The sequence below is a fragment of the Herbaspirillum sp. C7C2 genome, assembly GCF_022627865.1.
Classification (GTDB): Bacteria; Pseudomonadota; Gammaproteobacteria; order Burkholderiales; family Burkholderiaceae_D; genus Herbaspirillum; species Herbaspirillum frisingense.
Window position 1 is genome coordinate 221,335 of record NZ_JABXGI010000001.1, and the last position, 25,793, is coordinate 247,127.

Annotated in this window: 23 protein-coding genes; 3 read left to right on the plus strand and 20 right to left on the minus strand. The window is 62.9% G+C overall.

Going from position 1 to position 25,793, the window contains the following annotated elements; all coding sequences use genetic code 11:
- The first annotated feature begins 12 nt into the window (after positions 1 to 12).
- Positions 13 to 666: an LON peptidase substrate-binding domain-containing protein gene (locus HWE04_RS01060; protein WP_241811245.1), complete on the plus strand. Its 654-nt coding sequence runs from the start codon at positions 13 to 15 to the stop codon at positions 664 to 666.
- Positions 667 to 689: 23 nt separating this feature from the next.
- Here HWE04_RS01060 and HWE04_RS01065 read toward each other — a convergent pair whose 3' ends face one another.
- The 4 genes from HWE04_RS01065 to metH form a co-directional block, all read right to left on the minus strand.
- Positions 690 to 1,379, minus strand: a complete 690-nt coding sequence (locus HWE04_RS01065) for a MarC family protein (RefSeq protein WP_006461355.1) — start codon at positions 1,377 to 1,379, stop codon at positions 690 to 692.
- A 117-nt stretch (positions 1,380 to 1,496) separates the two neighbouring features.
- Positions 1,497 to 2,660, minus strand: coding sequence for an MFS transporter (locus HWE04_RS01070; protein ID WP_274620020.1), 1,164 nt, complete (start codon positions 2,658 to 2,660; stop codon positions 1,497 to 1,499).
- Positions 2,661 to 2,938: 278 nt separating this feature from the next.
- Positions 2,939 to 3,223, minus strand: a complete 285-nt coding sequence (locus HWE04_RS01075) for a WGR domain-containing protein (RefSeq protein ID WP_077236299.1) — start codon at positions 3,221 to 3,223, stop codon at positions 2,939 to 2,941.
- A 107-nt stretch (positions 3,224 to 3,330) separates the two neighbouring features.
- Positions 3,331 to 7,074 (minus strand): methionine synthase, encoded by a 3,744-nt coding sequence (gene metH, locus HWE04_RS01080; RefSeq protein WP_241811246.1) that lies wholly within the window; start codon positions 7,072 to 7,074, stop codon positions 3,331 to 3,333.
- A gap of 203 nt (positions 7,075 to 7,277) precedes the next feature.
- On the opposite strand from metH, the gene HWE04_RS01085 reads away from it, so the two are divergent.
- Positions 7,278 to 7,862, plus strand: coding sequence for a phosphorylase family protein (locus HWE04_RS01085; protein ID WP_241811247.1), 585 nt, complete (start codon positions 7,278 to 7,280; stop codon positions 7,860 to 7,862).
- 10 nt (positions 7,863 to 7,872) lie between these two features.
- Here HWE04_RS01085 and fmt read toward each other — a convergent pair whose 3' ends face one another.
- From fmt to hemE, 7 genes are all read right to left on the minus strand, one after another.
- On the minus strand, positions 7,873 to 8,826 hold the full coding sequence (gene fmt, locus HWE04_RS01090; protein ID WP_241811248.1) for a methionyl-tRNA formyltransferase: 954 nt from the start codon (positions 8,824 to 8,826) through the stop codon (positions 7,873 to 7,875).
- Positions 8,827 to 8,869: 43 nt separating this feature from the next.
- Positions 8,870 to 9,676, minus strand: a complete 807-nt coding sequence (locus HWE04_RS01095) for an SDR family oxidoreductase (protein WP_241811249.1) — start codon at positions 9,674 to 9,676, stop codon at positions 8,870 to 8,872.
- Between the two features lie 108 nt (positions 9,677 to 9,784).
- Positions 9,785 to 10,492, minus strand: coding sequence for a thiol:disulfide interchange protein DsbA/DsbL (locus HWE04_RS01100; protein ID WP_241811250.1), 708 nt, complete (start codon positions 10,490 to 10,492; stop codon positions 9,785 to 9,787).
- A 108-nt stretch (positions 10,493 to 10,600) separates the two neighbouring features.
- Complete coding sequence (locus tag HWE04_RS01105; protein ID WP_077236239.1) at positions 10,601 to 11,257, minus strand: SPOR domain-containing protein; 657 nt, start codon at positions 11,255 to 11,257, stop codon at positions 10,601 to 10,603.
- 20 nt (positions 11,258 to 11,277) lie between these two features.
- On the minus strand, positions 11,278 to 13,011 hold the full coding sequence (argS, locus tag HWE04_RS01110; protein WP_241811251.1) for an arginine--tRNA ligase: 1,734 nt from the start codon (positions 13,009 to 13,011) through the stop codon (positions 11,278 to 11,280).
- Positions 13,012 to 13,218: 207 nt separating this feature from the next.
- Positions 13,219 to 15,390 (minus strand): primosomal protein N', encoded by a 2,172-nt coding sequence (locus tag HWE04_RS01115; protein ID WP_241811252.1) that lies wholly within the window; start codon positions 15,388 to 15,390, stop codon positions 13,219 to 13,221.
- 718 nt (positions 15,391 to 16,108) lie between these two features.
- Positions 16,109 to 17,218 (minus strand): uroporphyrinogen decarboxylase, encoded by a 1,110-nt coding sequence (gene hemE, locus HWE04_RS01120; protein ID WP_039873801.1) that lies wholly within the window; start codon positions 17,216 to 17,218, stop codon positions 16,109 to 16,111.
- Between the two features lie 240 nt (positions 17,219 to 17,458).
- On the opposite strand from hemE, the gene HWE04_RS01125 reads away from it, so the two are divergent.
- Positions 17,459 to 18,250 (plus strand): transporter substrate-binding domain-containing protein, encoded by a 792-nt coding sequence (locus HWE04_RS01125; RefSeq protein ID WP_241811253.1) that lies wholly within the window; start codon positions 17,459 to 17,461, stop codon positions 18,248 to 18,250.
- 27 nt (positions 18,251 to 18,277) lie between these two features.
- On the opposite strand, the gene HWE04_RS01130 is transcribed toward HWE04_RS01125, so the two are convergent.
- The 9 genes from HWE04_RS01130 to atpE form a co-directional block, all read right to left on the minus strand.
- Entirely contained in the window at positions 18,278 to 19,090 is an 813-nt protein-coding gene (locus HWE04_RS01130) for a polyphosphate kinase 2 family protein (RefSeq protein WP_102662774.1), read from the minus strand.
- Between the two features lie 52 nt (positions 19,091 to 19,142).
- Positions 19,143 to 19,604, minus strand: a complete 462-nt coding sequence (locus HWE04_RS01135) for a CoA-binding protein (protein ID WP_006461341.1) — start codon at positions 19,602 to 19,604, stop codon at positions 19,143 to 19,145.
- Positions 19,605 to 19,929: 325 nt separating this feature from the next.
- Positions 19,930 to 20,352, minus strand: coding sequence for a F0F1 ATP synthase subunit epsilon (locus HWE04_RS01140; protein WP_006461340.1), 423 nt, complete (start codon positions 20,350 to 20,352; stop codon positions 19,930 to 19,932).
- 116 nt (positions 20,353 to 20,468) lie between these two features.
- A complete protein-coding gene (gene atpD, locus HWE04_RS01145) occupies positions 20,469 to 21,869 on the minus strand; it encodes a F0F1 ATP synthase subunit beta (RefSeq protein WP_006461339.1) in 1,401 nt (466 codons plus the stop codon).
- Between the two features lie 57 nt (positions 21,870 to 21,926).
- On the minus strand, positions 21,927 to 22,799 hold the full coding sequence (atpG, locus tag HWE04_RS01150) for a F0F1 ATP synthase subunit gamma (protein WP_006461338.1): 873 nt from the start codon (positions 22,797 to 22,799) through the stop codon (positions 21,927 to 21,929).
- Positions 22,800 to 22,829: 30 nt separating this feature from the next.
- Entirely contained in the window at positions 22,830 to 24,371 is a 1,542-nt protein-coding gene (gene atpA / locus HWE04_RS01155; RefSeq protein ID WP_006461337.1) for a F0F1 ATP synthase subunit alpha, read from the minus strand.
- A 45-nt stretch (positions 24,372 to 24,416) separates the two neighbouring features.
- Complete coding sequence (locus HWE04_RS01160; protein ID WP_077236246.1) at positions 24,417 to 24,950, minus strand: F0F1 ATP synthase subunit delta; 534 nt, start codon at positions 24,948 to 24,950, stop codon at positions 24,417 to 24,419.
- Position 24,951: 1 nt separating this feature from the next.
- Positions 24,952 to 25,422: a F0F1 ATP synthase subunit B gene (locus tag HWE04_RS01165; protein ID WP_006461335.1), complete on the minus strand. Its 471-nt coding sequence runs from the start codon at positions 25,420 to 25,422 to the stop codon at positions 24,952 to 24,954.
- A gap of 74 nt (positions 25,423 to 25,496) precedes the next feature.
- Positions 25,497 to 25,742, minus strand: a complete 246-nt coding sequence (gene atpE, locus HWE04_RS01170) for a F0F1 ATP synthase subunit C (protein WP_006461334.1) — start codon at positions 25,740 to 25,742, stop codon at positions 25,497 to 25,499.
- Between the last annotated feature and the right edge of the window lie 51 nt (positions 25,743 to 25,793).

Below are 25,793 nucleotides of genomic sequence, written 5' to 3' on the forward strand. Positions count from 1 at the left end.
TCAGGAGTGATGATGCCCGCTGCCCCCGCCACCCCGCGCCCGCCGATCTCGGCCCGAACCATCCCGCTGTTTCCGCTGGCCAGCACGCTCTTTCCCGAAGGGCGGCTGCCACTGCAGATCTTCGAGGTGCGCTATCTGGACATGATCGGCAAGTGCATCGCCGAAGGCAGTGGCTTCGGCGTGGTGGCCCTGACGGCAGGCTCCGAGGTCCGTCGTCCGGGACAGAGCGAGCGTTTCGTCGGCGTAGGCACGATGGCCCGCATCAAGGAGTGGAGTACGCCATCCCCCGGGCTGATGCGGGTGGCCTGCCTGGGTGACGAGCGCTTCCGCATCCTGCAGGCCGAACAGCAGAAGCATGGCCTGTGGACGGCCCAGGTGGAAATGATGGAGGCCGATCGCGCCGTGACGATTCCCGAGGAACTGGGCAACACCGCGCAGGCGCTGGACAACCTGCTGCAGTCGGTATTGCGCCAGGGCCTGCCGGAGAGCGAGGTGCCGATCGCGGCGCCTTACCGGCTGGACGATTGCGGCTGGGTCGCCAACCGCTGGGCCGAGATGATGCCCCTCACAGTCGAACTCAAGCAGAGCCTGCTGGCGCTGGACAACCCCGTGCTCCGCCTGGAGCTGGTGCAGGACGCGCTGGATGAACTGGGCTGGCTGAAGTAGCCGCCTATCCCTTATCCCTTGCCTTACGGCGCGACCCCGCTGATCCCCGCCTCAGCCAGCAAGGCCGACAATCCCGACCAGAAGATCTGGATACCGATGCACAACAGGATGAAGGCCGACAGGCGCAGCACCACCATGGTGCCCAGGCGCCCCATCAGGTTGACCAGCTTGTGGGCGTAGTTGTAGCAGAGGAAGATCACCAGCGCGGTGAGCGCGGCACCCAGCGCGGCGCTGCCCACCGAAATCACCCAGTCCAGCAGGCGCGTGGGCGTATTGGCACCCAGCGTGATGGAGGCGGCAATCGTGCCCGGTCCCACGGTGAGGGGAAAGCTCATGGGATAGAAGCTGCGCGCCTTGATCTCTTCGTCGGGCAGGTCTTCGTCATAGGTCTTGGCGACCTGGGTGGGGATGGAACTGTCCTGGCTGTTGTCGTTGAGCAGCTTCCAGCCCGATACCGCTACCAGCAGGCCACCACCCACGCGTACGATGGGCAGCGAGATACCGAAGAAGGTCAGCACGTGTGAACCGATGAAGATCGCCGCCACCAGCATGAACCAGCAATTGATGGCCACCTGACGCGCAATACGCTTCTCGGTGCTGCGGCTGACGTTGCCCAGCAGGTTGGCGAACACCGGTGCGATGCCCAGCGGATTGAGGATGGGCAGCAGCGTGATCGGGATCAGGACCACGGCCTTGAGGAAGAGGATGAACATGGCGGAATGGGCGCTCGGAAATGCATTGATCGGTTGACCCGGCAGCGTAGCTGAAAGCCGCTACGCTGCCAACTACGACCGTGCTGTGCGCCCGATGTTCGCCCGCTGCTGGCCTGATCAGGCCGCCCGCAAGCGCATGCCGCGCACACGGGTCAGCAGCAGGACCGCGATCCCGAGGTTGAGCAGGTTCCAGGCGATGCCGTTGGCGAAGGCGGCGTGATAGGAGCCGGTCAGGTCGAAGATCTTGCCCGACATCCAACCGCCCAGGGCCATGCCGAACATGGTCGCCATGATGACCGCCCCCACCCGCTGGCCGGCTTCGGCGGCCGGGAAGTATTCGCGCACGATGATGGCGTAGGACGGCACGATGCCGCCCTGGAACAGGCCGAACAGTGCCGAGATGATGTACAGCGAAGCCAGGCTGTCGAAGGGGATGAACAGCAGCAGCGACAGGCCCTGCAGCATGGAACCCAGCAACAGCGTGCGCAGGCCGCCGATGCGGTCGCAGATGGCTCCCGAGACCAGGCGGCTGACCACGCCGCAGGCCAGCATCAGTGACAGCATCTGGGCACCCCGCGCCGGACCGTAACCGAGATCGCCGCAGTAGGCCACGATGTGTACCTGGGGCATGGCCATGGCCACGCAACAGGCCACACCGGCCACGCATAGCAGCAACTGCGCCGCACCGGGCGAGAGGCCGAAGGGACGCGGTCCGCCGCCGATGCGGGCGCCGGTCGTGCCACTTTCCTGCACCGGAGGACGGGCGCGCATCAGCAGGGCCAATGAGCACATGATCAGCGTACAGGTGATGCCCAGGCCGATATAGGTCTGCTGCCAGCCGACACTGTCGACGAAATGCTGGACGATGGGTGGCCAGATCGCGCCACCCAGGTAGTTGCCGCTGGCGCATACCGCCACGGCGATGCCTCGTCGCTTGCGGAACCACAGCGAGGTGTCGGCCACCAGCGGGGAAAAGGTACAGGCCGTCCCCAGCAGGCCGATCAGCACACAGTGCGCCGCCATGAAGAACCAGATATTGGGCGCCAGCGCTGCAGCGATGAATCCTCCGCCCAGGCAGACGCCGCCCAGCAGCAGGGGGCGCATGATGCCGGAGCGGTCGGCCATGCGGCCCATCAGCAGGCCACCCACGCCCACGCCAAGCATGGTCAGCGTGTAGGGCATGGACGCCAGGCCACGATCCACCTGGAAATGCGCCTGCACCGCCGGCAGCACCACCGCCATCACGTACATGCCGCTGGCCCCGACGACCATCAAGACCATGGTGATGCACAGGCGCAGCACGGCATAGGAGGAATCGACCTGATGACGGTCAACGGCAGCAGGCTCTGGGGGCAATGAGGGTGGCACGGTCGGTCTCCGGACTAATTATTGATATCGCTGCGGCGTTTCTGGTTTTTATCTGCCGCGCAAGAATTGCACCCGACTGGTGCGGGCCGACTAGCCTAACATGGGTCGCGCCGGCTTGCTGGTGAGTACTTGGCGCCGGCGATGTGGGGGGATCAATCCACGTGTTCAGCCGACGTGTTCAGCCAACGTGATCAGCCAACGTGATACAAGTGCACCTGGCGAAAGCCCAGGCGCTCCTTGTGGCGGGCGATCTTCTGCAGCATCTGCAGGCCCTGCTCATGGCCCTCGACCACCACGCGACGCACCGCACTGCGGCCCTCGGCACCGTCCCAGGCCTGTGTGAGTACCCAGTCCCCCAGGAGGTCCTGGACCAGGTCCACGGTGAAGATGGCGCGCGACTTGCCGTCCGAGAAGTGCAGGCGCGTGGCCACGGTCACGGGCAGTGCATGGGTGACGTGGTCAGCGGAATCGATCATGGCTAAAGCAAGGGCTACGGGACGGCGGGCGTGGATGATAGCAGGACGGCTGCCGATTACAAGCCACAGGAAAAACTGCCCGGCGCGCAGGCCGGGCATGGGAGGACTTACAGGTTGGGCGCGAGCCAGCGTTCCAGCTCGTCCCTGGACACCTGGCGACGGCGGGCCATGTCCTCGACCTGGTCGGCGCCGATCTTGCCGACCACGAAGTACTTCGACTGCGGATGGGCAAAGTAGAAGCCCGACACCGACGCGCCAGGGAACATGGCATAGGACTCGGTCAACTGCATGCCGATCTCGGCGCACTGCATGGTGCGGAAAGCGTCAGCCTTGACGGTGTGCTCCGGGCAGGCCGGATAGCCGGGCGCGGGGCGGATGCCGAGGTATTTTTCCTTGATCAGGTCGGTGCTGCTCAACTGCTCGTCCGCGGCATAGCCCCACAAGTCCTTGCGCACGCGCTCGTGCAGGTATTCGGCGAAGGCTTCGGCCAGGCGGTCGGCCAGGGCCTTGAGCATGATGGAGGAGTAATCGTCATGCGCATCCTCGAAGCGCTTCTCGTACTTCTCGATGCCCAGGCCGGCGGTGACGGCGAACATGCCGATGTAGTCCTGCACGCCCGAATCCTTGGGCGCGATGAAGTCCGACAGGCACTGGTTGGGACGCGCCACGCCATCGACCACCGGCTTCTCGGTCTGCTGGCGCAGGCCGTAGTAGGTGAAGGCGACCTGGCTGCGGCTGTCGTCGGTGTAGATCTCGATGTCGTCGCCATTGACGCTATTGGCGGGCAGCAGCGAGATGACACCATTGGCGGTGAGCCAGCGGCCATCGATGATCTTCTTGAGCATGGCCTGGGCTTCTTCGAAGACCTTGGTAGCGGCTTCCCCGACGACCTCATCGGTCAGGATGGCGGGATAAGGTCCGGCCAGGTCCCAGGTCTGGAAGAACGGGCCCCAGTCGATATAGTTGGCCAGCAGGCCCAGGTCGACATTCTTGAACAGGCGACGGCCGATGAACTTGGGCTTGACCGGGGCGAAGTCGAGCCGGGTCTTGTTGGCGCGGGCGGCTGCCAGCGACAGCATGGGCGCGGCCTTCTTACTGGCGTGCTGCTCGCGGATGCGTTCGTAGTCGGCATTGAGTTCGCTGACGTACTGGGTCTTCTGCTCGTCGGCCAGCAGCGATTGCGCCACCGACACGGCACGCGAGGCGTCCGGCACATAGACCACCGGGCCTTCGTAGTTGGGCGCGATCTTGACCGCCGTGTGTGCGCGCGAAGTGGTGGCGCCGCCGATCATGAGCGGCATCTTGATGCCGGCGAAATACGGGTCGCGCTGCATTTCCTTGGCCACGTAGGCCATCTCTTCCAGCGAGGGGGTGATCAGGCCCGACAGGCCGATGATGTCGGCCTTCTCTTCCTTGGCCTTGGCCAGGATCTCGGCGCAGGGCACCATCACGCCCATGTTGACCACCTCGAAGTTGTTGCACTGGAGGACCACGGTGACGATGTTCTTGCCGATGTCGTGGACGTCGCCCTTGACGGTGGCGATCACGATCTTGCCCTTGGGCTTGGCGACCTCGCCGGTGGTGATTTCGAGCTGGCGCTTTTCTTCCTCGATGAAGGGGATCAGGTGCGCCACGGCCTGCTTCATCACGCGGGCCGACTTGACCACCTGCGGCAGGAACATCTTGCCCTGGCCGAACAGGTCGCCGACCACGTTCATGCCGTCCATCAGCGGGCCTTCGATGACATGGATGGGACGGCCGCCATCGGCGGCGATCTGCTGGCGCACCTCTTCGGTGTCTTCCACGATCCATTGCGTGATGCCGTGCACCAGCGCATGCGAGAGGCGCTTGGCGACCGGTTCACTGCGCCATTCCAGGGTGGCTTCTTCCTTCTTGTCGCCGGCCTTGAGGGTGGCGGCATATTCGATCATGCGCTCGGTGGCGTCGTCACGGCGGTTCAGCACCACGTCTTCCACGCGCTCGCGCAGTTCGGCCGGCAGGTCGTCATAGACGCCGATCATGCCGGCATTGACGATGCCCATGGTCATGCCGGCCTTGATGGCGTGGTACAGGAAGACCGTATGGATGGCCTCGCGCGCCGGGTCGTTGCCGCGGAAGCTGAAGGACACGTTGGAGACACCGCCGCTGATCTTGGCGTAGGGCAGGTTCTCGTGGATCCAGCGGGTGGCTTCGATGAAGTCGACCGCGTAGTTGTTGTGTTCCTCGATACCCGTTGCCACCGCGAAGATGTTGGGGTCGAAGATGATGTCCTCGGGCGGGAAGTCCAGCTTGTCCACCAGCAGGCGATAGGCGCGCTCGCAGATTTCGATCTTGCGCGCGAAGGTATCGGCCTGGCCCACTTCGTCGAAGGCCATGACGATCACGGCGGCGCCGTAGCGACGGCACAGCTTGGCTTCGCGCAGGAATTTCTCTTCGCCTTCCTTCATCGAGATGGAGTTGACGATGGACTTGCCCTGCACGCACTTGAGACCGGCTTCGATGACTTCCCACTTGGAGGAGTCGATCATGATGGGCACGCGGGCGATGTCCGGTTCAGAAGCGATCAGGTTCAGGAAGCGCGTCATGGCTGCGACCGAATCCAGCATCGCCTCGTCCATGTTGATGTCGATGATCTGCGCGCCGTTCTCGACCTGCTGGCGGGCCACGGCCAGGGCTTCGTCGTACTGCTCGTTGAGGATCAGGCGGGCGAAGGCCTTGGAACCGGTGACGTTGGTGCGCTCGCCGACGTTGACGTACAGGGATTCATCATTGATGGTGAAGGGCTCCAGGCCCGACAGGCGCATCTCATGAGTGGCTTCCGGGACCTTGCGCGGAGCGATGGTGGCCACCGTCTCGGCGATGGCCTTGATGTGCGGCGGCGTGGTGCCGCAGCAGCCGCCGGCGACGTTGACGAAGCCGCTCTCGGCGAATTCCTTGAGCAGGGCCGAGGTGACGTCGGGGGTTTCGTCGAAGCCGGTGTCGCTCATCGGATTGGGCAGGCCGGCGTTGGGGTAGATGCAGACGTAGGTATCGGCGATGCGCGACAGTTCTTCGGCATAGGGGCGCATCAGGGCTGCACCCAGCGCGCAGTTCAGGCCCACCGTCAGCGGGCGTGCATGACGGATGGAGTTCCAGAAGGCGGTCACGGTCTGGCCCGACAGGATGCGGCCAGAGGCGTCGGTGACGGTGCCGGAGATCATGATGGGCAGGCGCTTGCCGCTTTCCTCGAAGAAGGTATCGATGGCGAACAGCGCAGCCTTGCAGTTCAGGGTATCGAAGATGGTCTCGACCAGCAGCACGTCGGCGCCACCTTCGACCAGCGCGCGCGTCTGTTCCAGGTACGCGGTCACCAGTTGATCGAAAGTTACGTTACGCGCTGCCGGATCGTTGACGTCAGGAGAAATCGATGCAGTCTTGGGCGTAGGGCCAAGGGCGCCGGCCACGAAGCGCGGCTTGTCCGGGGTCGAATACTTGTCGCAGGCGGCGCGGGCCAGGCGGGCCGATTCCAGGTTCATCTCGTAGACCAGATGCGCCATGTGGTAATCGTCCTGGGCCACGCTGGTGGCGCCGAAGGTATTGGTCTCGATCAGATCGGCACCGGCGGCCAGGTATTGCTCGTGGATTTCCTGGATGATGTGCGGCTGGGTCAGCGAGAGCAACTCGTTGTTGCCCTTGACGAACATCTCCTTGCCGGGAACGCTGAAGTCGGCAAAACGCTGGCCACGATAATCCTCTTCGGTCAGCTTGTAGCGCTGGATCATGGTGCCCATGGCACCATCGAGGATGAGGATGCGCTGCGACATCAGGTCGCGCAGCAGCAATTCGGTCTGGCACAGTTCGTTCGGCTTCATCTGGCGTTTTTCTCTGGTTGCGGCAACAATGCGGGCCTGTCTGCGGGACTGTCCACGCTTTGGCGGGACAAAAAAACCGGTCTGGACCGACCGGTTTTACAGGCAAAAATGAGAGCCAGATTATACGCGAAAGCGCCCTACCACCCCGAGCCAGCCGGCCTTTGCGGCTGGATTTGCTTGCAATCCATTAACTGTTGACAAAGATGACAGCGCCTCGCCCGATCCTCATCCTGACCGCCCTGGAAAGCGAACTCCAGGCCACTGACGCGCCCGATGGCGTAGATGTGCTCTATTGCGGCGTCGGCAAGGTCAATGCCGCGCTGCATGCCACGCGGGCCATCCTGGAGCGGCAGCCGCGCCTGGTGATCAACTTCGGTACCGCGGGCAAGATCGATCCGCACCATGATGGCCTGCTGGAAGTGGCGGCGGTGATCCAGCGCGACATGGCGGCCATGCCGCTGGCGCCACGTGGCGTGACGCCGCTGATGAACCAGGAGCAGCAACCGCCGCGCCTGGAATCCGGCCATCACGGCGTGCTGTGCGGCACCGGCGACAGCTTCGTCACCGCAGCCGACGACTGGCTGGTGGCGCAGGGGGTGGATCTGGTGGACATGGAGTTGTTTGCCATCGCCCGTGTCTGCCACCATTTCGGGCTGCCCTGGCGGGCCTTCAAGTTCGTCACCGACGGCGCCGACGACGATGCCGCCGATGACTGGCAGGCCCGCGTCCACCTGGGTGCGGAGCTGTTCTGGCGGCATCTGCCGCACGTGCTCAAGCAATACGCCTGAGCCCACCCGCTCAGGCGAAGCGGCCGCCTTCCAGCGGGAAACCCTTCAGGAATTCCGCCGCCGGCAGGCGCTTGCCGCCGGGCTTCTGCAATTCGGTCAGCAGCAGTGCGCCTTCGCCGCAGGCCACCACGATCCCGCCCTGGGCATCAGCCGACAACACCTGGCCGGGTTCACCCTGCTGCGCCACGGTCACCGGACGCGCCTGCCACAGCTTGACCACGGTGTCGCCGAAGCGGCCGGTGGCACCGGGGAAGGGATTGAAGGCGCGGATGCGGCGCGCCAGTTGTTGCGCGCTCTGGCTGAAGTCCAGCGCGGCCTCTTCCTTGGCGATCTTGGCGGCGTAGTTGGCGCCCTCTTCCGGTTGCGGCGTGGCCGGCAATGCGCCCTGCTCCAGCTTTTCCATGGCTTCCACGATCATCCGGCCGCCCAGCGCGGCGAGCTTGTCATGCAGGCTGCCGGTGGTGTCCTCGTCAGTGATGGGCAGGCTTTCGATCAACATCATCGGGCCGGTATCGAGTCCTTCTTCCATCTGCATGATGGTGATGCCGGTCTCGGTGTCGCCGGCCTCGATGGCGCGGTGGATGGGGGCGGCGCCGCGCCAGCGCGGCAAGAGCGAGCCGTGGATGTTGATGCAGCCGTAACGCGGGATGTCGAGCACGCTACGCGGCAGGATCAGGCCATAGGCGGCGACCACCATCACGTCATGCGGGGTCGATTGCAGCAGCGCATGCGCTTCCTGCGCGACCTCGGGGTACTTGCCGTTCAGGCGCAGCGAGACCGGCTGCGCCACAGGCGTGCCGTGCTTCAACGCGCATTGCTTGACCGGCGAGGCCTGCAGCTGCATGCCACGTCCGGCCGGACGGTCAGGCTGGGTCAGGACCAGGGTGATCTCGTGACCGGCGGCGTACAGGGCTTCGAGAGCAACGGCGGCAAATTCCGGCGTGCCGGCGAAAATGATCTTCATGAAAAACTCCAGAGGCGGCGCCGGGCGCCGCGATGTCGGGTGGCTAGAGATTGCGGGGCTTGTGCGGGGCGCGGGCGAAGGCCATATCGTACAGCCAGTTCGGCAGCAGTCTGAGCAGCTTGGCCACCACCCCCATCTGCCAGGGAATGACGCGGTAGCTGACGCCTTCGGCGATGCTCTGTACGGCGCGTTCGGCGAAGCGCTCCACCGGCATCAGGAAGGGCATGCGATAGGTGTTCACGCGGGTCATGGGGGTGTCGATGTAGCCGGGTGCGATGGTCACGACCTTGATGCCGGAGCTGCGCAATTCCACCCGCAGCGATTCGCAGTAGCTGATCACGGCCGCCTTGGAGGCGCTATAGGCCTCGGCACCGGGCAAGCCACGGATGCCGGCCACGCTGCCGATGCCGACCAGGCGGCAGCGGCGACGCTGTGCCTCGGGTTGTGCCTTCATGCGCGCCACGAAGGGCGTAAAGGTGGCGAAGGTGGCGGTGACATTGACGGCCAGGATGCGCTCGAAGGCGCGCAGGTCTTCCTGGTATTCGGTGAGCGTGCCTTGGGAGATGCCGGCGTTGGCGATGACCACGTCGGCGCCACCGAACTCGGTCATGAAAGACTCTGCGGCAGTGGCCAGGGCGGCGTGATCGGTGACATCGAGCGCATACACGCGATGCCGTTCAGGATGCGGCAGGCTGGCTCGCAAGGCCTCCAGCTCGGCGCCACGCCGTGCCACCAACCCCAGGACCGCGCCACGCTGTGCATAGGCGCGCGCCAGGGCCATGCCGATGCCGCTGGAAGCTCCGGTCAGGAAGACGCGTTCCTGGGCTGCGACGACGGGAAGGGTGGCCATGCCGGCTCCTGAGGGTATGTGAAGGGTTGCGACCGGTCGAACATGCCCGGGCTCAAATGACAACGGTCCGCGGCCTTGCGGACGCGGACCGTGCAGGACAGGTGAAGCTTACTTCTTTTTGGCTGCAGCGCCGCCGGCGGCCTTCTCGGCAGCGACCTTGGCTACCAGGTGATCCATCACCTGCAGGGCAGCGGCCTGCTGCATCGACTCGGGCTGGTTGGCCAGGGCCACACCGACCACGGCCGGCGAGGTCACATAACGGCCGTCGATGGCGATCATGGGCACGCCGTCGACCTTGTAGGCTTCCTGCAACTGGGCGGCACGGCGGGCCTTGGTCTGCACGCCGAAGGAGTTGTACAGGTCGAGGAATTTCTGCTTGTCCAGACCGATCTTCTCGATGTAGGCCAGGATGGTCTTGTCGGTGTTGATGCGCTGGTTCTCGACGTGGATGGCGTGGAAGATCTTGGGGGTCAGCTCATCCGCCTTGCCCATGGCTTCCAGCGTGTAGTACAGCTTCTGCTGCGGCACGAAGGTATCGCGGAAGGCCACCGGCACCTTCTTGAAGTTGATCTTGTCGCCTTGCTTCTTGACCCAGGCGGTCAGCGAGGGGTCCCATGCGGCGCAGTGCGGGCAGTCAAACCAGAAGAATTCGGTGACTTCGACCTTGTTGCCGGAGTCAGTCGGCTGGGCCTGTTCCAGCACGCGGTAGTCGCTGCCCACTTGCGGATTGGCAGGCGAGGCCGAGGCGCCGACGCTGACGGCGAAGGCCAGTACGCCAAAGCTGACGGCTGCCAGCAGCTTTTGATGGAAACGCATGGTATTACCCTCTCTGATGGATAGTCGTTTGGAACCGGCCTGTGCGCCGGTCTGTACCCCGTGCCGGCCGGTCATCCCTTGCCGCCGGCACCGTGGGTGTGCTGTGGATTACTTGGGAATGCGCACGATGGCGGCATCGACCCCGTTATCGGACAGCTTGCTGCGCGTGCGGTTCATCGCTTCGGCATGGTCGAAGGGACCGATGCGCACGCGATAGAGCACGCCGCTGTCGGCGGTACGTTCAGTGACGCGGGCTTCGAAACCGAGCAGGGCCAGCTTGGCGCGAGCGCTCTCGGCATCGGCCTGGTCGCGGAAGGCGCCGGTCTGCAGGAAGTAGGTCCACTTGTCGTCGTTGCTGTCGTTCTTGGAGGCCGACGGCGCGGCGGCAGATGGCTTGGCGTCCGCCGTCCTGGTGTCAGGCTGCTTGGCCGGCGGAGTCGCGGCCTGGGGTGTCGGCGCCACAGGCGGCACCGGCTGGGCAGCGGCGGTATTGGGCGGCACCGGGGTCTGCGACTGTTGCTGGTCGCGCGCGGCCTCGCGAGCGATGTCGCGGTTGCCGTAGAGCGGACGGTTGGGGTCGGCCGCCTGGGCCGGGGTCGGATCGGCCCGTTCGGGACGCACCACCTTGTTGACGAAAGGAATGGGCGACTTGGTGATCATCAGGGCCACGCCCACGGCGATGCCCAGGCCGACGATCAAACCCAGGATCAGGCCGAGCAGCGTGCCGCCGGCCTGCTTGTGATGTTTCGCGTTCAACGGTTTCACGTTTCTCTTTAGCTGCTTGTTTACATTCTGGCCGGGGCCGATACGCCCAGCAGGGCCAGGCCGTTGCGCAGTACCTGACGGGTGGCGGACAACAGCGCCAGGCGTGCGGACCTGGTTGGGACATCGTCGACCAGCACGCGTTCCGCATTGTAGTAGCTATGCAGTTCGCCTGCCAGATCGCGCAGGTAGAAGGCAACCTGGTGCGGTCCCAGCTCCTGCAGGGCATGCGCCAGCATGTCCGGGTATTCGGCCAGCTTGGCCAGCAGGGTCGCTTCACGCGGGGCGGTCAGCGGCGACAGGTCGGTCACGTCCTTGAGCTCATCCTCGTTGCCACCCCACTTGCCCAGCACGGTGCAGATGCGCGCATGGGCGTATTGCACGTAGTAGACCGGGTTTTCGTCGGACTGGGCCAGGGCCAGGTCGACGTCGAAGACGAACTCGGTATCGGCCTTGCGCGAGATGAGGAAGAAGCGCACGGCATCGCGGCCGCGGGTGAGGTCGCGTTCCTCGCCTTCGACGGCCTCGCCGGCCGACCATTCGATCAGGTCACGCAGGGTGACGTAGGAACCGGCGCGCTTGGAGATCTTGACCTCTTCGCCATTGCGCATGACGGTGACCATCTTGTGCAGCACGTAGTCGGGATAGCCTTGCGGGATGCCCACGCCGGCTGCCTGCAGGCCGGCACGCACGCGGGCGATGGTGCCGTGGTGATCGCTGCCCTGGATATTGATGACCTTGCCGTAGCCACGTTGCCACTTGTTGATGTGATAGGCGACATCGGGCACGAAGTAGGTATAGGTGCCGTCGGTCTTCTTCATGACGCGATCCTTGTCGTCGCCATAGTCGGTGGTGCGCAGCCACAGGGCGCCGTCCTGCTCGTAGGTCTTGCCGGCCTTGACCAGCGCGTCCACGGCGGCGGCCACCTTGCCGTCGGCATAGAGCGAGGACTCCAGGTAGTAATTGTCGAACTTCACGCCGAAGGCCTGCAGGTCCAGGTCCTGCTCATGACGCAGGTAGGCGACGGCGAAGCGACGGATCGATTCGATGTCTTCGACATCACCGCTGCCGGTGACGGGTTCGCCATCGCTGGCGGCGACGGTCTTCTTGTCCAGGAAGTCGCGGGCGATGTCGGCGATGTAGTCGCCGTTGTAGGCCGATTCCGGCCATTGCGCATCGCCCGGCTTGAAGCCGCGGGCACGCGCCTGCACCGAGCTTGCCAGCGTAGCGATCTGGACACCGGCGTCGTTGTAGTAGAACTCGCGCAGGACATCGTAGCCCTGCACGTCCAGCAGTGACGACAACGCGTCGCCCAGCGCACCCTGGCGACCGTGGCCCACGTGCAGCGGACCGGTGGGGTTGGCGGAGACAAACTCGACCAGCACCTTCTGGTCGGCGCCTGCAGTGCCGCGACCAAAGGCCTCGCCCTGTTCGTGGATCGCCTTCACCACCGCCTGCTTGGCGGCTGCGGCCACGCGCAGGTTGATGAAGCCCGGACCGGCGATCTCGACCGATTCCACCAGGCCTTCGCGGGCCGGGTCGGCCATCACGGCGGCCACGATGGCTTGCGCCAGCTCACGCGGGTTCTTCTTGAGCGGCTTGGCCAGCTGCATGGCGATGTTGCAGGCGATGTCGCCGTGCGAGGCGTCACGCGGGCGCTCCAGGGTGATGGTCGGCGTCAGGCCGCTGTCGGCCAGCAGCGGCTGCAGGGCGGACGAGAACAGGTCGGAGATGCGTTGTTTCTGTTGTGCGAGCATGGGAATGAGGGGTAAAGCGGAAGCGGCCGTGGCGCTGGACCGGCTGTGAGGCGCCGCGCGGAGGGATCGCTTGCAATTGGTTGAGCAGCCGAGATTATACCGGCTAGGCGTACCGTGTTGGCTGCATGAACAAGCGGCTTGCGTGCAGTCCGGCGCCCTGCCGAGGCAAAGATGCCGTAATCACAACAAAACCCGGCCCGGGCCGTCTCAGATATCGACCGGATCGACTTCCAGCGACCAGCGCGCGCGGGTCTTCATCTGCCGCAACAAGGCCAGCCATTCCTTGAGGAAAGCCTGCAGTGTCGGACGCGAGGGACATTCGATCAGCAATTGGGCACGCTCGACATTGGCCACCCGCATCATGGTCATCGGGATCGGTTCGTTGATGGTGATGGCCGGGGCGTCCAGCAAGGTGGCCGCTTCCTTCAGGAAGCCCATGGCGATCTCCAGTTCGCGGCCTTCGGCGCGCAACAGTGCCTGGTACATGAAGGGCGGGAAATGCGCCTGGCGCCGCTCGTCCAGCAATTCACCGGCAAAGCCATCGTAGTCGTGGCGGATCACGGCCTGGTACAGCGGGTGATGCGGATAGCGGGTCTGGATCAGCACTTCGCCCGAACTGCCATCGGCCGACAGCCCGGCACGGCCGGCGCGGCCGGCCACCTGCATCAGTTGCGCGAACAGGCGCTCGCTGGCGCGGTAGTCGTGCGAGAACAGGGCGGTGTCGGGATTGAGCACGCCCACCAGGGTGAGCTTTTTGAAGTCATGCCCCTTGGCCACCATCTGGGTGCCGATCAGGATATCGACCTCGCCCCGGTGCACGCTGTCGAAAGCGCTCTGGGCCGAGCCCTTGAGGCGGGTGGAGTCGGCATCGATGCGCAGGATGCGGGCCTCGGGGAAGATGCCATGCAGGCCCTCTTCGACCCGCTGGGTGCCGCGTCCCAACGGTTGCAGGTCGACGTTGCCGCAGGTCGGGCAGGCGCGTGGGATGTGCAGTTCCAGGCTGCAATGGTGGCAGCGCAGGCGGCGCTCGGGGCGATGCACCACCATGAAGGCATCGCAGCGCATGCAGTTGCTGATCCAGCCGCAGGCGTCGCAGGCCAGCACCGGCGCATAGCCACGCCGGTTGAGGAACAGCAGCGACTGCTCGCCCTGCTCCAGGCGCTTGCGCACGGCCGCGATCAGGGTTGATGTGAGGCCGTCGACGGGCTTGTCGCGTTCCATGTCGATCACCTTGACGCTGGGCAGTACCGCCTGCAGGGCCGCGCGCTGGCGCAGTTCCAGGCGGCGATAGCGGCCGGCCTGGGCGTGCTGCCAGGTTTCCAGCGAGGGCGTGGCCGAGCCCAGCACCACCGGGATGCCCAGCTGGTGCGCACGCCAGACGGCCAGGTCGCGCGCGGAGTAGCGCAGGCCTTCCTGTTGCTTGTAGGAGGGATCGTGTTCCTCGTCGATGACGATGAGCTTCAGTGACGGCAGCGACGACAGGATCGCCAGTCGCGTCCCCAGCAAGATGTGCGCCTGCCCCAGGTGGGCCGCCAGCCAGTTGCGGGCACGCTCGCCCTCGGCCAGGCCGCTGTGCAGGGCGACCACGTTCAGATGCGGGAAACGTGCGCGGATGTTGCCTTCCAGCTGCGGGGTCAGATTGATTTCCGGCACCAGGACCAGGATCTGGGCGGGGGCCGGCGTCGGCTGGCCAGGCTCAGGCGAACCGGATGAGCTGGCCTGCTCTGCCGCGCGACGCAGGATGGCGGCGGCAGCCTGCAGGTAGACCTCGGTCTTGCCGCTGCCGGTGACGCCATACAGCAGCAACGGGGCGAAACCCTCGGCGCCGGCGATCGCATCGACCGCCTGCTGCTGGGACGGGTTCAGCGGCGGCGCGGCACCCAGTTGCAGCAGGTCCGGCGATGGACCGGCCAACACAGGATCGACGATGGCTTCGTCCACCGTGGCGGCCACCGCCGCCTTTTTCCTGGACCTGGGCTTGCCCTTGGTGGCGGGCGCAAGCCGGCCCAGGGCCTTGAGTGCCTTGTCCAGCGCCACCGTGGTAAGGGCCCGCAGATTCTTGGGCAGCCCCGGCAGCATCACCTCACCCAGCGGACGCTGGTAGTAGTCGGCGGCAAAGCCGCACAGTGCCATCCAATGCGCTGACATCGGCGGCAACTGGTGCCGCACGGCGATGACGTCCTTGATCTTGTCGGCCTGCAGGTCGGTCTGCGCATCCTGGCCGACGACCACGCCGACGGCTTCGCGGCGGCCGAAGGGGACCACCACCAGTTGGCCGATCGCCGGCAACGGCTCATCCGGCGAACTGGCCTTCCAGCGGTAATCAAAGACGGTATGCAGGGGCGTATCGAGCGCGACCTGAAGCAGACGTTGTTCCACGAACTTAATGTAAATCCTGAAAAACCGGCCTAAGCCCCGGTTTAATCGTCATTTTTCAACCTATCCACAAACCCTGTGGATAACTTTGGGGACAAATGCCTCTTGACATCGCCACGCGTAGACTGGGCGAGGCTTACGGCGCGCTGCCCAAATGCAGGGCAAAAAATTAGTCCAATAAAATCAATGACTTAAAATTGTTCGTCTTAGCACGGGAAAAAAATTTGCTTAGACGGTTTGTGCAAATGCGGCATGCCTTTTATGTGCATAAGTCCCGGTTTGCGGATCAGGCGAAGGGCATTTGTCAAGTGCTGGCTGACAAAAAAACCCTGGCTTTTTCCTGCACCGACCTGCGCGTACTGTCCTACAAACTTAAAGTAATTCTTCAAATACTTCGATAAGCGGCGGTTTTGTAAACGCTTTTGCCCATTATGCACAGTGCCTGTGGATAACTTTGTTGACAAGTGCCTCTTGACAAGTCCGAGAGCTAATACCACAGCGGCTTACGGACAGACCAGGCATTTATTCGACAAAAATAAATCCATGAAAATCAAGGACTTACAAACACCGTCTTGCACTTGCCGTTCATATTCCAATAAGTTTGATTCTCAATCAGAAAACGCCGGCGAATGTGTATAAGTCAGGTCCGACCGGCAAGGATGTGCATATTAACTTATCCCGCTGCACAGATATGAACAGATAACGACAGATACGCGCACGATCAGCCGCGCATGGCACGACTCATTTCGTGCACCGCCTGCGCCAGGGTCGCCACGGCTTGCGGCGGGGTGTGCTGGGAGATGCCATGGCCCAGGTTGAAGACGTGGCCACTGCCGGGGCCAGGACGTCCGAATGACTCCAGCAGCTTGCGGACTTCAGCGCGGATGGCGTCGTCGCCGGCGAAGAGGACGTTGGGGTCCAGGTTGCCTTGCAGGGCGACCTTGTCGCCCACACGGCGCCGTGCGTCGCCCAGGTTGACGGTCCAGTCCAGGCCTACGGCGTCGGCGCCGATGGCGGCGATCTGCTCCAGCCACAGGCCACCGCCCTTGGTGAAGACAATCACCGGAATCTGCTGGCCATCCTGCTTGCGCTGGAGCTGGCTGACCACCTGCTGCATGTAGGCCAGGGAGAATTGCTGGTAGATGCCATCGGCCAACGCACCGCCCCAGGTATCGAAGATCATCACGGCCTGCGCACCGGCGGCAATCTGCGCATTCAGGTAGGCGGCTACCGCAGCGGCGTTGGTCTTGAGGATGTGATGCATCAGGTCAGGGCGGCTGTAGAGCATGCTCTTGACCAGGCGGAAATCGTCCGAGCCACCACCTTCGACCATGTAGCAGGCCAGCGTCCAGGGGCTGCCGGAGAAGCCGATCAGCGGAACCCGGCCATCGAGCTCGCGACGGATCTGGGTGACCGCCTTGAAGACGTAATCCAGGCGCTCCAGGTCCGGGGCCTGCAGCGCACGGATCGCGGCTTCATCGCGCAGGGGGCGCTCGAACTTGGGGCCCTCGCCCTCGGCGAAATAGAGACCCAGGCCCATGGCGTCGGGAACAGTGAGGATGTCCGAGAACAGGATGGCGGCGTCCAGGGGATAGCGTTCCAGCGGCTGCAGCGTGACTTCGGTCGCGTAGTCCGGGTTGGTCGCCAGGCCCATGAAGGAACCTGCGCGACTGCGGGTGGCGCGGTATTCGGGCAGGTAGCGGCCGGCCTGGCGCATCAGCCACAGCGGGGTGTAGTCGGTGGGCTGGCGCAACAAGGCTCGCAGGAAGGTATCGTTCTTCAGCGGAGCGAAGGTGGACTGAGAGGTGGACGGAGACGTGGAAGAAGACATGGTCGGCCTGCAATGCGCTCTGAGGACAATCCGGCATTATCGCATCCTACGGGCGGGGCTTCCGGGCTAATTGTCGCTATCGGCGTGCGCTGATATTGATGCAGGTCGTGGCAGCGGGTTTTGCTATGATGGCCCGGCTGGCGAAGTGCTCGCCCAGCCGGCCTTTCAAATCAACAAGAACCGCACAAGAACCGAACAGAGATCGGGCCGATCCCGCGCAATCATCCACAAGGAGAATCCATGAAGAACACTATCCGCGCCGTCCTGCTGGCAGGTCTGGCTGTGCTGTCACTGACCTTGTCATCGGCCCGCGCCGAGGACAGCGTCCCGGCGTCGCGCCTGGACCAGGTACTCAAGGCCGGCAAGCTGCGCATCTGCATGACCGGCGACTACAAGCCCTTCACCTATTACCGGCCCGACCAGACCTTCGAAGGCATGGATGTGGAACTGGGGCAGGCGCTGGCCAAGTCGCTGGGCGTAGAGGCGCAGTTCGTCAAGACCACCTGGAGCACGCTGATGAACGACTTCATCGCCCAGTGCGACATCGCCATGGGTGGCGTCTCCATCACCCTGGACCGCGCCCGCAAGGCCGCCTTCTCGGAACCCACCATGGTGGATGGCAAGGCCCCCATCATCCGCTGTGCCGACAAGGACAAGTTCCGTAACTTCGACATGATCGACCAGCCGGGTACCCGCGCCATCGTCAATCCGGGCGGCACCAACGAGCGCTTCGCCCGTGCCCGCTACAAGCGCGCCACGCTCCTGCTGCACCCGGACAACGTGACGATCTTCCAGCAGATCGTGGATGGCAAGGCCGACGTGATGGTGACCGATGCCAGCGAGACCCTGTGGCAATCCAAGCTGCATCCTGAACTTTGCCCGGTGACTCCGGACCAGCCGCTGCAGTTCGCCGAAAAAGCCTACCTGCTGCCGCGTGGCGATTTGGCCTTCAAGGCGTATGTGGACACCTGGCTGCACCTGGCCAAGGCCACTGGCGAATACCAGCAGATCTTCGACAAGTGGCTGAAGTAGTCCGCCGGCATCCCGATGGCCGGGCGCTCAGTCGAACTTGAGGTTCTTCAGTTCCGGCTTGGCATCGGGGAATTTCAGCTTCAGCTTCTGCAGTGTTTCCAGGACCACATTGGCCACCAGCAGGTTGCGATGGGTCTTGGAATCCGCCGGCACCACATACCAGGGCGCATGCAGGGTACTGGTGGCACGCAGCACCTCCTGATAGCGCTGCTGGTAGGCATCCCAGAACTTGCGCTCGGCCAGATCCTGGGGATCGAATTTCCAGTGCTTGTTGGGGTCGTCGATGCGGGATTGCAGGCGTGATTTCTGCTCGGCCTTGGAGATGTGCAGGAAGAACTTCAACACCACCGTCCCGGTTTCCCACAGCATGCGCTCGAAATCGTTGATCTGACGATAGCGCCGCTGGCATTCCTTGTCATCGATCCAGTCATGGACGCGGGTGATGAGCACGTCCTCGTAATGGCTGCGGTTGAACACCGCAATCTCCCCTGCCACCGGTACCTGCGCATGTACGCGCCACAGGTAATCGTGTGCCAGCTCGATGGCCGTCGGCCCCTTGAAGTTGGCGATGCGGATACCTTGGGGATTGACGGCGGCGAACACGTCATTGACGGTGCCATCCTTGCCGCTGGTATCCATGCCTTGCAGGATCACCAGCACCTTGTGCTTGTGACCGGCGTAGAGCATCTGCTGCTGCAGGCCGATCTTGGCGGCGAGGGCCTGGACGGTGGCCTTGTCCTTTTCCTTGTCGCCGCTGGAGAGGGGCTTGTTGGAGGCTTCGCTCTCTTTCAGGACGAACTTGGGATGGACGGTGAATGGTGGGCCGATCTTCTTTGCCATGCTGTCTCGCTTTGTCGCTATCAGTGAATGTCCGTATTGCAGGTGGAGCCCTTTACAGCACGCCGTGCAATTCCCCCATGGCGTGCTCGATCTTGATGCACTTGTCCATGACGACCTTCAGGCCTGCGGCGCGGGCGCGGGCCGCCGCTGCTTCATTGACGATGTCCAGCTGCATCCAGACGCAGTCGGCACCGATGGCGATGGCTTCTTCCACCACCGGTGGGATGTCGGCCGACTTGCGGAAGCAATCCACGATGCTCACCCTCAGGCCCTGCCCCGCCAAGGCCGTGCTGGCCTCCTGCAAACTGGCGTGACACTGTTCGCCCAGTATGGTCTGCCCGGCGTACATGGGATTGACTGCAACGATGCGATAGCCCGCCGACTGGAGGTAGGCGGCAACGTCGAAGCTGGCCCGCTCGGGGCGGTTGGACAGTCCGACCACGGCGATGATGGGCTTGCCATTGACGCGTGAGGACAGGGCGGCGGAGGAAGAAGGCGAGACGGCTGAAGACATGTGTGCTCCTGCTGAGGATGAATGGGCGCTCGGCGCCCATATCATCTAAATGATTTACGCACGCCGATTTGGTTCGCCACGGCGCATCGAAGGGCTCACTTTACCCGAACATGAGCATGACGGCAGGCGTGCCGCCAGGCAGCTTGATACAGGTTAAGTAAGGCAGCCAGAAGAAGGTACGTCTGGGATGGGAAAGGTCGGCTTGCGCCGCAAGATGCAGTACAGAGTACGGCGACCGATTCGCGATGAGCATGAAAAAAGGCAGCCGAGGCTGCCTTTCGATTTACTGCCTTCGTCCCCACTGGAGTGAGGACACGCCGAGTGATCAGCGCTTCTGACGCAACTTCTGGATCGCAGCCAGCTGTGCCACTGCGGCGGCCAGTTCGGCCTGGGCTGCGGCGTGGTCGATCTTGGAGTCGCGATTGACCAGCGCTTCCTCGGCCAGACGCTTGGCTTCGGCGGCCTTGGCTTCGTCCAGGTCGGCACCACGGATCGCGGTGTCGGCCAGCACGGTCACGGCGTCCGGCTGCACTTCCAGCAGGCCACCGGCCACGAACACGAATTCCTCGTGCGCCTGACCCGACACCTTGATACGGACAGCACCTGGCTTGATGCGCGTGATCAGCGGGGTGTGACGTGGGTAGATACCCAGCTCACCCGCTTCGCCCGGCAACGCGACGAATTCCGCCTCGCCGGAGAAGATTTCCTCTTCCGCCGAGACCACGTCCACGTGAATAGTATGTGCCATGTCGTTTCCTAGTCGATGGACCGCCACCCTGAAGGGTGGCGGCGCCGAAAATCAAAGAATGCTTCCCTGCCCTGCCTGCCCCGCCAAACAGCGGAACCGGCCGAAGCCGGTCAGTCTTAGTTGATCTTCTTGGCTTTTTCGATTGCTTCTTCGATGGTACCGACCATGTAGAACGCTTGTTCCGGCAGGTGGTCCAGTTCGCCGCTGGCGATCATCTTGAAGCCCTTGATCGTGTCCTTCAGCGAAACGTACTTGCCCGGGGAACCGGTGAACACTTCGGCGACGTGGAAGGGCTGCGACAGGAAACGTTGCATCTTACGTGCACGTGCCACCAGCAGCTTGTCTTCCGGAGCCAGTTCGTCCATGCCCAGAATCGCGATGATGTCACGCAGTTCCTTGTAGCGCTGCAGGGTACCCTGGACCGCGCGGGCGGTCTCGTAGTGTTCCTGGCCGACCACTTGCGGGTCCAGCTGGCGCGAGGTCGAGTCCAGCGGATCGACGGCGGGGTAGATACCCAGCGAGGCGATGTCACGGGACAGAACGACGGTCGAGTCCAAGTGGGCGAAGGTGGTTGCCGGCGACGGGTCGGTCAAGTCATCCGCAGGGACGTAGACGGCCTGGATCGAGGTGATCGAACCGGTCTTGGTCGAGGTGATGCGCTCTTGCAGACGGCCCATTTCTTCGGCCAGCGTCGGCTGGTAGCCCACGGCGGACGGCATACGACCCAGCAGCGCGGACACTTCGGTACCGGCCAGGGTGTAACGGTAGATGTTGTCGACGAAGAACAGAACGTCCTTGCCTTCATCACGGAAGCCTTCGGCGATGGTCAGGCCGGTCAGCGCCACGCGCAGACGGTTGCCCGGCGGTTCGTTCATCTGACCGTAGACCATGGCCACCTTGGAGTTGGCCGGGTTTTCCAGGTCCACCACCTTGGCTTCTGCCATTTCGTGATAGAAGTCGTTACCTTCACGGGTACGCTCACCAACACCGGCGAACACGGACAGACCGCTGTGCGCCTTGGCGATGTTGTTGATCAGTTCCATCATGTTCACGGTCTTGCCGACACCGGCGCCACCGAACAGACCGACCTTACCACCCTTGGCGAACGGGCAGACCAGGTCAATCACCTTGATGCCGGTTTCCAGCAGCTCTTGCGACGGCGACAGTTCGTCGTATGCAGGAGCCTTGCGGTGGATCGAAGCGGTTTGCTCGTGCGAGACAGGACCGCATTCATCGATCGGGTTGCCCAGCACGTCCATGATGCGACCCAGGGTCGCAGTGCCGACCGGCACCGTGATTGCCTTGCCGGTGTTCGAGATGGTCAGGCCGCGGCGCAGACCGTCCGACGAACCGAGCGCAATGGTACGAACCACGCCGTCACCCAGCTGCTGCTGGACTTCCAGGGTCAGATCCGAACCTTCCAATTTCAAGGCATCGTAAACCTTGGGCATCGCATCGCGGGGAAACTCCACGTCCACCACAGCGCCGATACACTGAACGATTTTGCCATCAGCCATTTTCGTTCCTTCAATAGATAAAATTTAAATTCTGTTTCGCTGCGCTACGTTAGCTGATCAGCCAACTGCGGCCGCACCGGCGACGATTTCCGACAGTTCCTTGGTAATCGCGGCCTGACGAGTCTTGTTGTAGACCAACTTCAACTCGCCGATCACGCTACCGGCGTTGTCGCTCGCCGCCTTCATCGCCACCATGCGCGCCGATTGCTCGGACGCCATGTTCTCGGCGACGGCCTGATAGATCAGTGCTTCAACGTAACGCACCAGCAGCTCGTCCACCACGGATTGCACATCGGGCTCATAGATGTAGTCCCAGGAGTGCGCACCCTCATCAGCCTTGAGCTTGTCGCTGGTCAGCGGCAGCAGCTGCTGCAGGGTGGCTTCCTGCTTCATCGTGTTGATGAACTTGGTGTACACCAGGTACACCGCGTCCAGCTTGCCTTCCTGGTATGCGTCGAGCAGCACCTTGACGGGGCCGATCAGCTTTTCCAGGTGAGGCGTATCGCCCAGTTGCGTCACGTTGGCGGCCACGCGGGCGCCGATACGATTCAGAAAACCCAGACCCTTGTTGCCGATGGCGACGGTCTCGATGGACTTGCCTTGGCCTTCCAGTTCACGGAACTTGGTGGTCAACAGACGCAGCGAGTTGGTGTTCATGCCGCCGCACAGACCCTTGTCGGTCGTGACGACGATGAAACCAACGCGCTTGGCCGACTCCTGCTGGACCATGAACGGGTGCACGTACTCCGGATTGGCCTGCGACAGGTTGGCCGCAATGTTGCGGATCTTGTCGCTGTACGGGCGGGCTGCGTGCATCCGGTCCTGCGCCTTGCGCATTTTGGATGCAGCGACCATTTCCATCGCCTTGGTGATCTTCTTCGTATTTTCTACGCTCTTGATCTTGCCACGTATCTCTTTACCTGTAGCCATGAGTAAGACTCCTTATAGCTTCAGTAAAAATTAGTACGCGCCGGATTTCTTGAAGTCAGCGATGGCGGCCGCCAGGGCTGCTTCAGCATCCTTATCCAGTTGCTTGGTGTCTTCGATCTTCTTCAACAGGTCAGCGTGGCTGGTCTTCATGAAGTTGTGCAGACCGGCTTCGAAGGCCAGTATCTTCTTCACTTCGACGTCGTCCATGTAGCCCTTGTTGACGGCGAACAGGGTCACGGCCATGATCGAGATCGATTGCGGGGTGTACTGAGCCTGCTTCAGCAGTTCGGTCACACGTGCACCGCGGTCCAGCTGCTTGCGGGTGGCTTCGTCCAGGTCGGAAGCGAACTGCGCGAAGGCAGCCAGTTCACGGTACTGTGCCAGGTCGGTACGGATACCGCCGGACAGATTCTTGATGACCTTGGTCTGGGCAGCACCACCGACGCGCGACACCGAGATACCGGCGTTGATCGCAGGACGGATACCGGCGTTGAACAGCGAGGTTTCCAGGAAGATCTGGCCGTCGGTGATCGAGATCACGTTGGTCGGAACGAAGGCCGACACGTCACCCGCCTGCGTTTCGATGATCGGCAGTGCGGTCAGGGAACCGGTCTGGCCCTTGACTTCACCGTTGGTGAACTTCTCGACGTAGTCGGCGTTCACGCGGGCAGCACGTTCCAGCAGGCGGCTGTGCAGGTAGAACACGTCGCCAGGGTAGGCTTCACGGCCCGGCGGACGGCGCAGCAGCAGCGACACCTGACGGTAGGCCACGGCTTGCTTGGACAGGTCGTCATAGACGATCAGGGCATCTTGACCGCGGTCGCGGAAGTATTCGCCCATGGCGCAACCCGAGTAGGCCGAAACGTATTGCATCGCAGCCGATTCGGAGGCGGTAGCGGCCACGACGATGGTGTATTCCATCGCGCCGTGCGCTTCCAGTGCGCGCACCACGTTCTTGACCGACGAAGCCTTCTGGCCGATCGCGACGTAGATGCAGGTCATGTTCTGACCCTTTTGATTGATGATGGCGTCGATCGCGACAGCGGTCTTGCCGGTCTGGCGGTCGCCAATGATCAGCTCGCGCTGGCCGCGGCCGACGGGCACCATGGAGTCGATCGACTTCAGGCCGGTCTGCATCGGTTGCGACACGGACTGACGCGCGATCACGCCCGGAGCGATCTTTTCGATCGGGGCGGTCAGCTTGGCGTTGATCGGACCCTTGCCATCGATCGGCTGGCCCAGTGCGTTGACCACGCGGCCCTTCAGTTCAGGACCGATGGGCACTTCCAGGATGCGGCCGGTGCACTTGACAACGTCGCCTTCGGAAATGTGTTCGTATTCGCCCAGGATAACGGCGCCCACCGAGTCACGCTCCAGGTTCAGCGCCAGGCCGAAGGTGTTGCCCGGGAATTCCAGCATCTCACCTTGCATCACGTCGGACAGACCATGGATACGGCAGATACCGTCGGACACGGAAATGACCGTGCCCTGATTGCGAATCTCAGCGGTATCGCCAAGGCCTTGGATCCGGCTCTTGATCAGCTCGCTGATTTCAGATGCGTTGAGTTGCATACTAACTCCTAAAAATTGTTCTTTCGCTTAGCCAGCCAGAGGCACTTACGCGGCCAGAGCAGCTTGCAGCTGCTGCAGCTTCGCGCGCACGGAGGTATCGAACACTTCATCGCCGACCACAACGCGCACACCACCGATCAGGCTGCTGTCCACCGTCACCGAAGGGTTCAGCTTGCGGCCGAACTTCTTCTCCAGTGCCGAGACCACATCCTTGACCTGGGCATCGCTGAGCTCGAAGGCGCTGACGATGTTGGCATCGGCCGAACCTTCCGATGCGTTCTTGAGCGCATGGAATTGTTGGGCGATTTCCGGCAGCAGCACCAGACGGCCATTGTCAGCCAGCGTCTTGACGAAGTTCTGCGCCTCGACGGACAGCGGGGTCTTCAAGGCGGCAGCGAAGACGTCAGCCAGCTTGTCATGGGATACGGAAGGGTTCTGCGCCAGGGCCTGCACCTCAGGATGCGCTGCCACCTGGGCCATCTCGTCGACGAGATCGGACCAGGCTGCCAGGCTGCCTGCCTTGGCCACACGGAACAAGGCTTCAGCGTAAGGACGAGCGATCGTTGCGAGTTCGGCCATATTACAGCTCTGTCTTCAGTTGATTCAGCAAGTCGGCGTGGGCCGCAGCATTCACTTCGCGCTTGAGGATGTGTTCCGCGCCCTTGACGGCGAGCGTTGCGACCTGGCCGCGCAGTTCTTCACGCGCCTGGTTCACTTGCTGTTGGGCGTCGGCACGCGCAGCGGCGACGATGCGGGCTGCTTCTTCAGCGGCCGTCTTCTTCGCTTCTTCGATGATCAGCTGAGCGCGCTTTTCGGCTTCGCCGATACGCTTCTGGCCTTCATCACGTGCCGATGCCAGTTCGCCCTGGATGCGCTTTTCGGCGGCGGCCAGATCGGCCTTACCGCGGTCAGCGGCTGCCAGCCCGTCCGCAATCTTCTTGGCGCGTTCGTCGAGCGCCTTGATCAACGGCGGCCACACGAATTTCATCGTGAAGCCGGCGAGGATGAAGAAGACCACGAACTGCGCAATCAATGTTGCATTTAAGTTCACGGTAATTTCCTTCTCAGAATAACGAGTGCCGGAACCAATCGTCCGGCAGATGAGAATCGGCTATGAAGCGCGAATTACTTGGCGATGAACGGATTTGCGAATGCGAACAGCATGGCGATACCAACGCCGATCAGGAAGGCGGCGTCGATCAGGCCGGCCAGCAGGAACATCTTGGTTTGCAGGGTGTTCATCAGTTCAGGCTGACGTGCGGATGCTTCGAGGTACTTACCGCCCATGATCGCGATACCGATACAAGCGCCGATAGCACCCAGGCCAATGATCAAACCGCAAGCCAGAGCAACGAAAGAGACATCAGTCATGACAATTCCTTAAGAAAAGTTAATTAAATACAAAACCAAAAAACAAACTGA

Bases quoted from the DNA above. Each gene is read 5' to 3' on its own strand.
- HWE04_RS01135 (WP_006461341.1), bottom strand. From the start codon at position 19,604: ATGTCTTCAGCCGTCTCGCCTTCTTCCTCCGCCGCCCTGTCCTCACGC.
- argS (WP_241811251.1), bottom strand. From the start codon at position 13,011: ATGCTCGCACAACAGAAACAACGCATCTCCGACCTGTTCTCGTCCGCC.
- HWE04_RS01060 (WP_241811245.1), top strand. From the start codon at position 13: ATGCCCGCTGCCCCCGCCACCCCGCGCCCGCCGATCTCGGCCCGAACC.
- HWE04_RS01065 (WP_006461355.1), bottom strand. From the start codon at position 1,379: ATGTTCATCCTCTTCCTCAAGGCCGTGGTCCTGATCCCGATCACGCTG.
- HWE04_RS01160 (WP_077236246.1), bottom strand. From the start codon at position 24,950: ATGGCCGAACTCGCAACGATCGCTCGTCCTTACGCTGAAGCCTTGTTC.
- atpA (WP_006461337.1), bottom strand. From the start codon at position 24,371: ATGCAACTCAACGCATCTGAAATCAGCGAGCTGATCAAGAGCCGGATC.
- HWE04_RS01125 (WP_241811253.1), top strand. From the start codon at position 17,459: ATGAAGAACACTATCCGCGCCGTCCTGCTGGCAGGTCTGGCTGTGCTG.
- HWE04_RS01100 (WP_241811250.1), bottom strand. From the start codon at position 10,492: ATGCGTTTCCATCAAAAGCTGCTGGCAGCCGTCAGCTTTGGCGTACTG.
- HWE04_RS01085 (WP_241811247.1), top strand. From the start codon at position 7,278: ATGACAGCGCCTCGCCCGATCCTCATCCTGACCGCCCTGGAAAGCGAA.
- HWE04_RS01075 (WP_077236299.1), bottom strand. From the start codon at position 3,223: ATGATCGATTCCGCTGACCACGTCACCCATGCACTGCCCGTGACCGTG.
- HWE04_RS01130 (WP_102662774.1), bottom strand. From the start codon at position 19,090: ATGGCAAAGAAGATCGGCCCACCATTCACCGTCCATCCCAAGTTCGTC.
- atpD (WP_006461339.1), bottom strand. From the start codon at position 21,869: ATGGCTGATGGCAAAATCGTTCAGTGTATCGGCGCTGTGGTGGACGTG.
- atpE (WP_006461334.1), bottom strand. From the start codon at position 25,742: ATGACTGATGTCTCTTTCGTTGCTCTGGCTTGCGGTTTGATCATTGGC.
- metH (WP_241811246.1), bottom strand. From the start codon at position 7,074: ATGAAGCCGAACGAACTGTGCCAGACCGAATTGCTGCTGCGCGACCTG.
- HWE04_RS01140 (WP_006461340.1), bottom strand. From the start codon at position 20,352: ATGGCACATACTATTCACGTGGACGTGGTCTCGGCGGAAGAGGAAATC.
- HWE04_RS01095 (WP_241811249.1), bottom strand. From the start codon at position 9,676: ATGGCCACCCTTCCCGTCGTCGCAGCCCAGGAACGCGTCTTCCTGACC.
- atpG (WP_006461338.1), bottom strand. From the start codon at position 22,799: ATGGCTACAGGTAAAGAGATACGTGGCAAGATCAAGAGCGTAGAAAAT.
- HWE04_RS01070 (WP_274620020.1), bottom strand. From the start codon at position 2,660: ATGGTCTTGATGGTCGTCGGGGCCAGCGGCATGTACGTGATGGCGGTG.
- hemE (WP_039873801.1), bottom strand. From the start codon at position 17,218: ATGTCTTCTTCCACGTCTCCGTCCACCTCTCAGTCCACCTTCGCTCCG.
- fmt (WP_241811248.1), bottom strand. From the start codon at position 8,826: ATGAAGATCATTTTCGCCGGCACGCCGGAATTTGCCGCCGTTGCTCTC.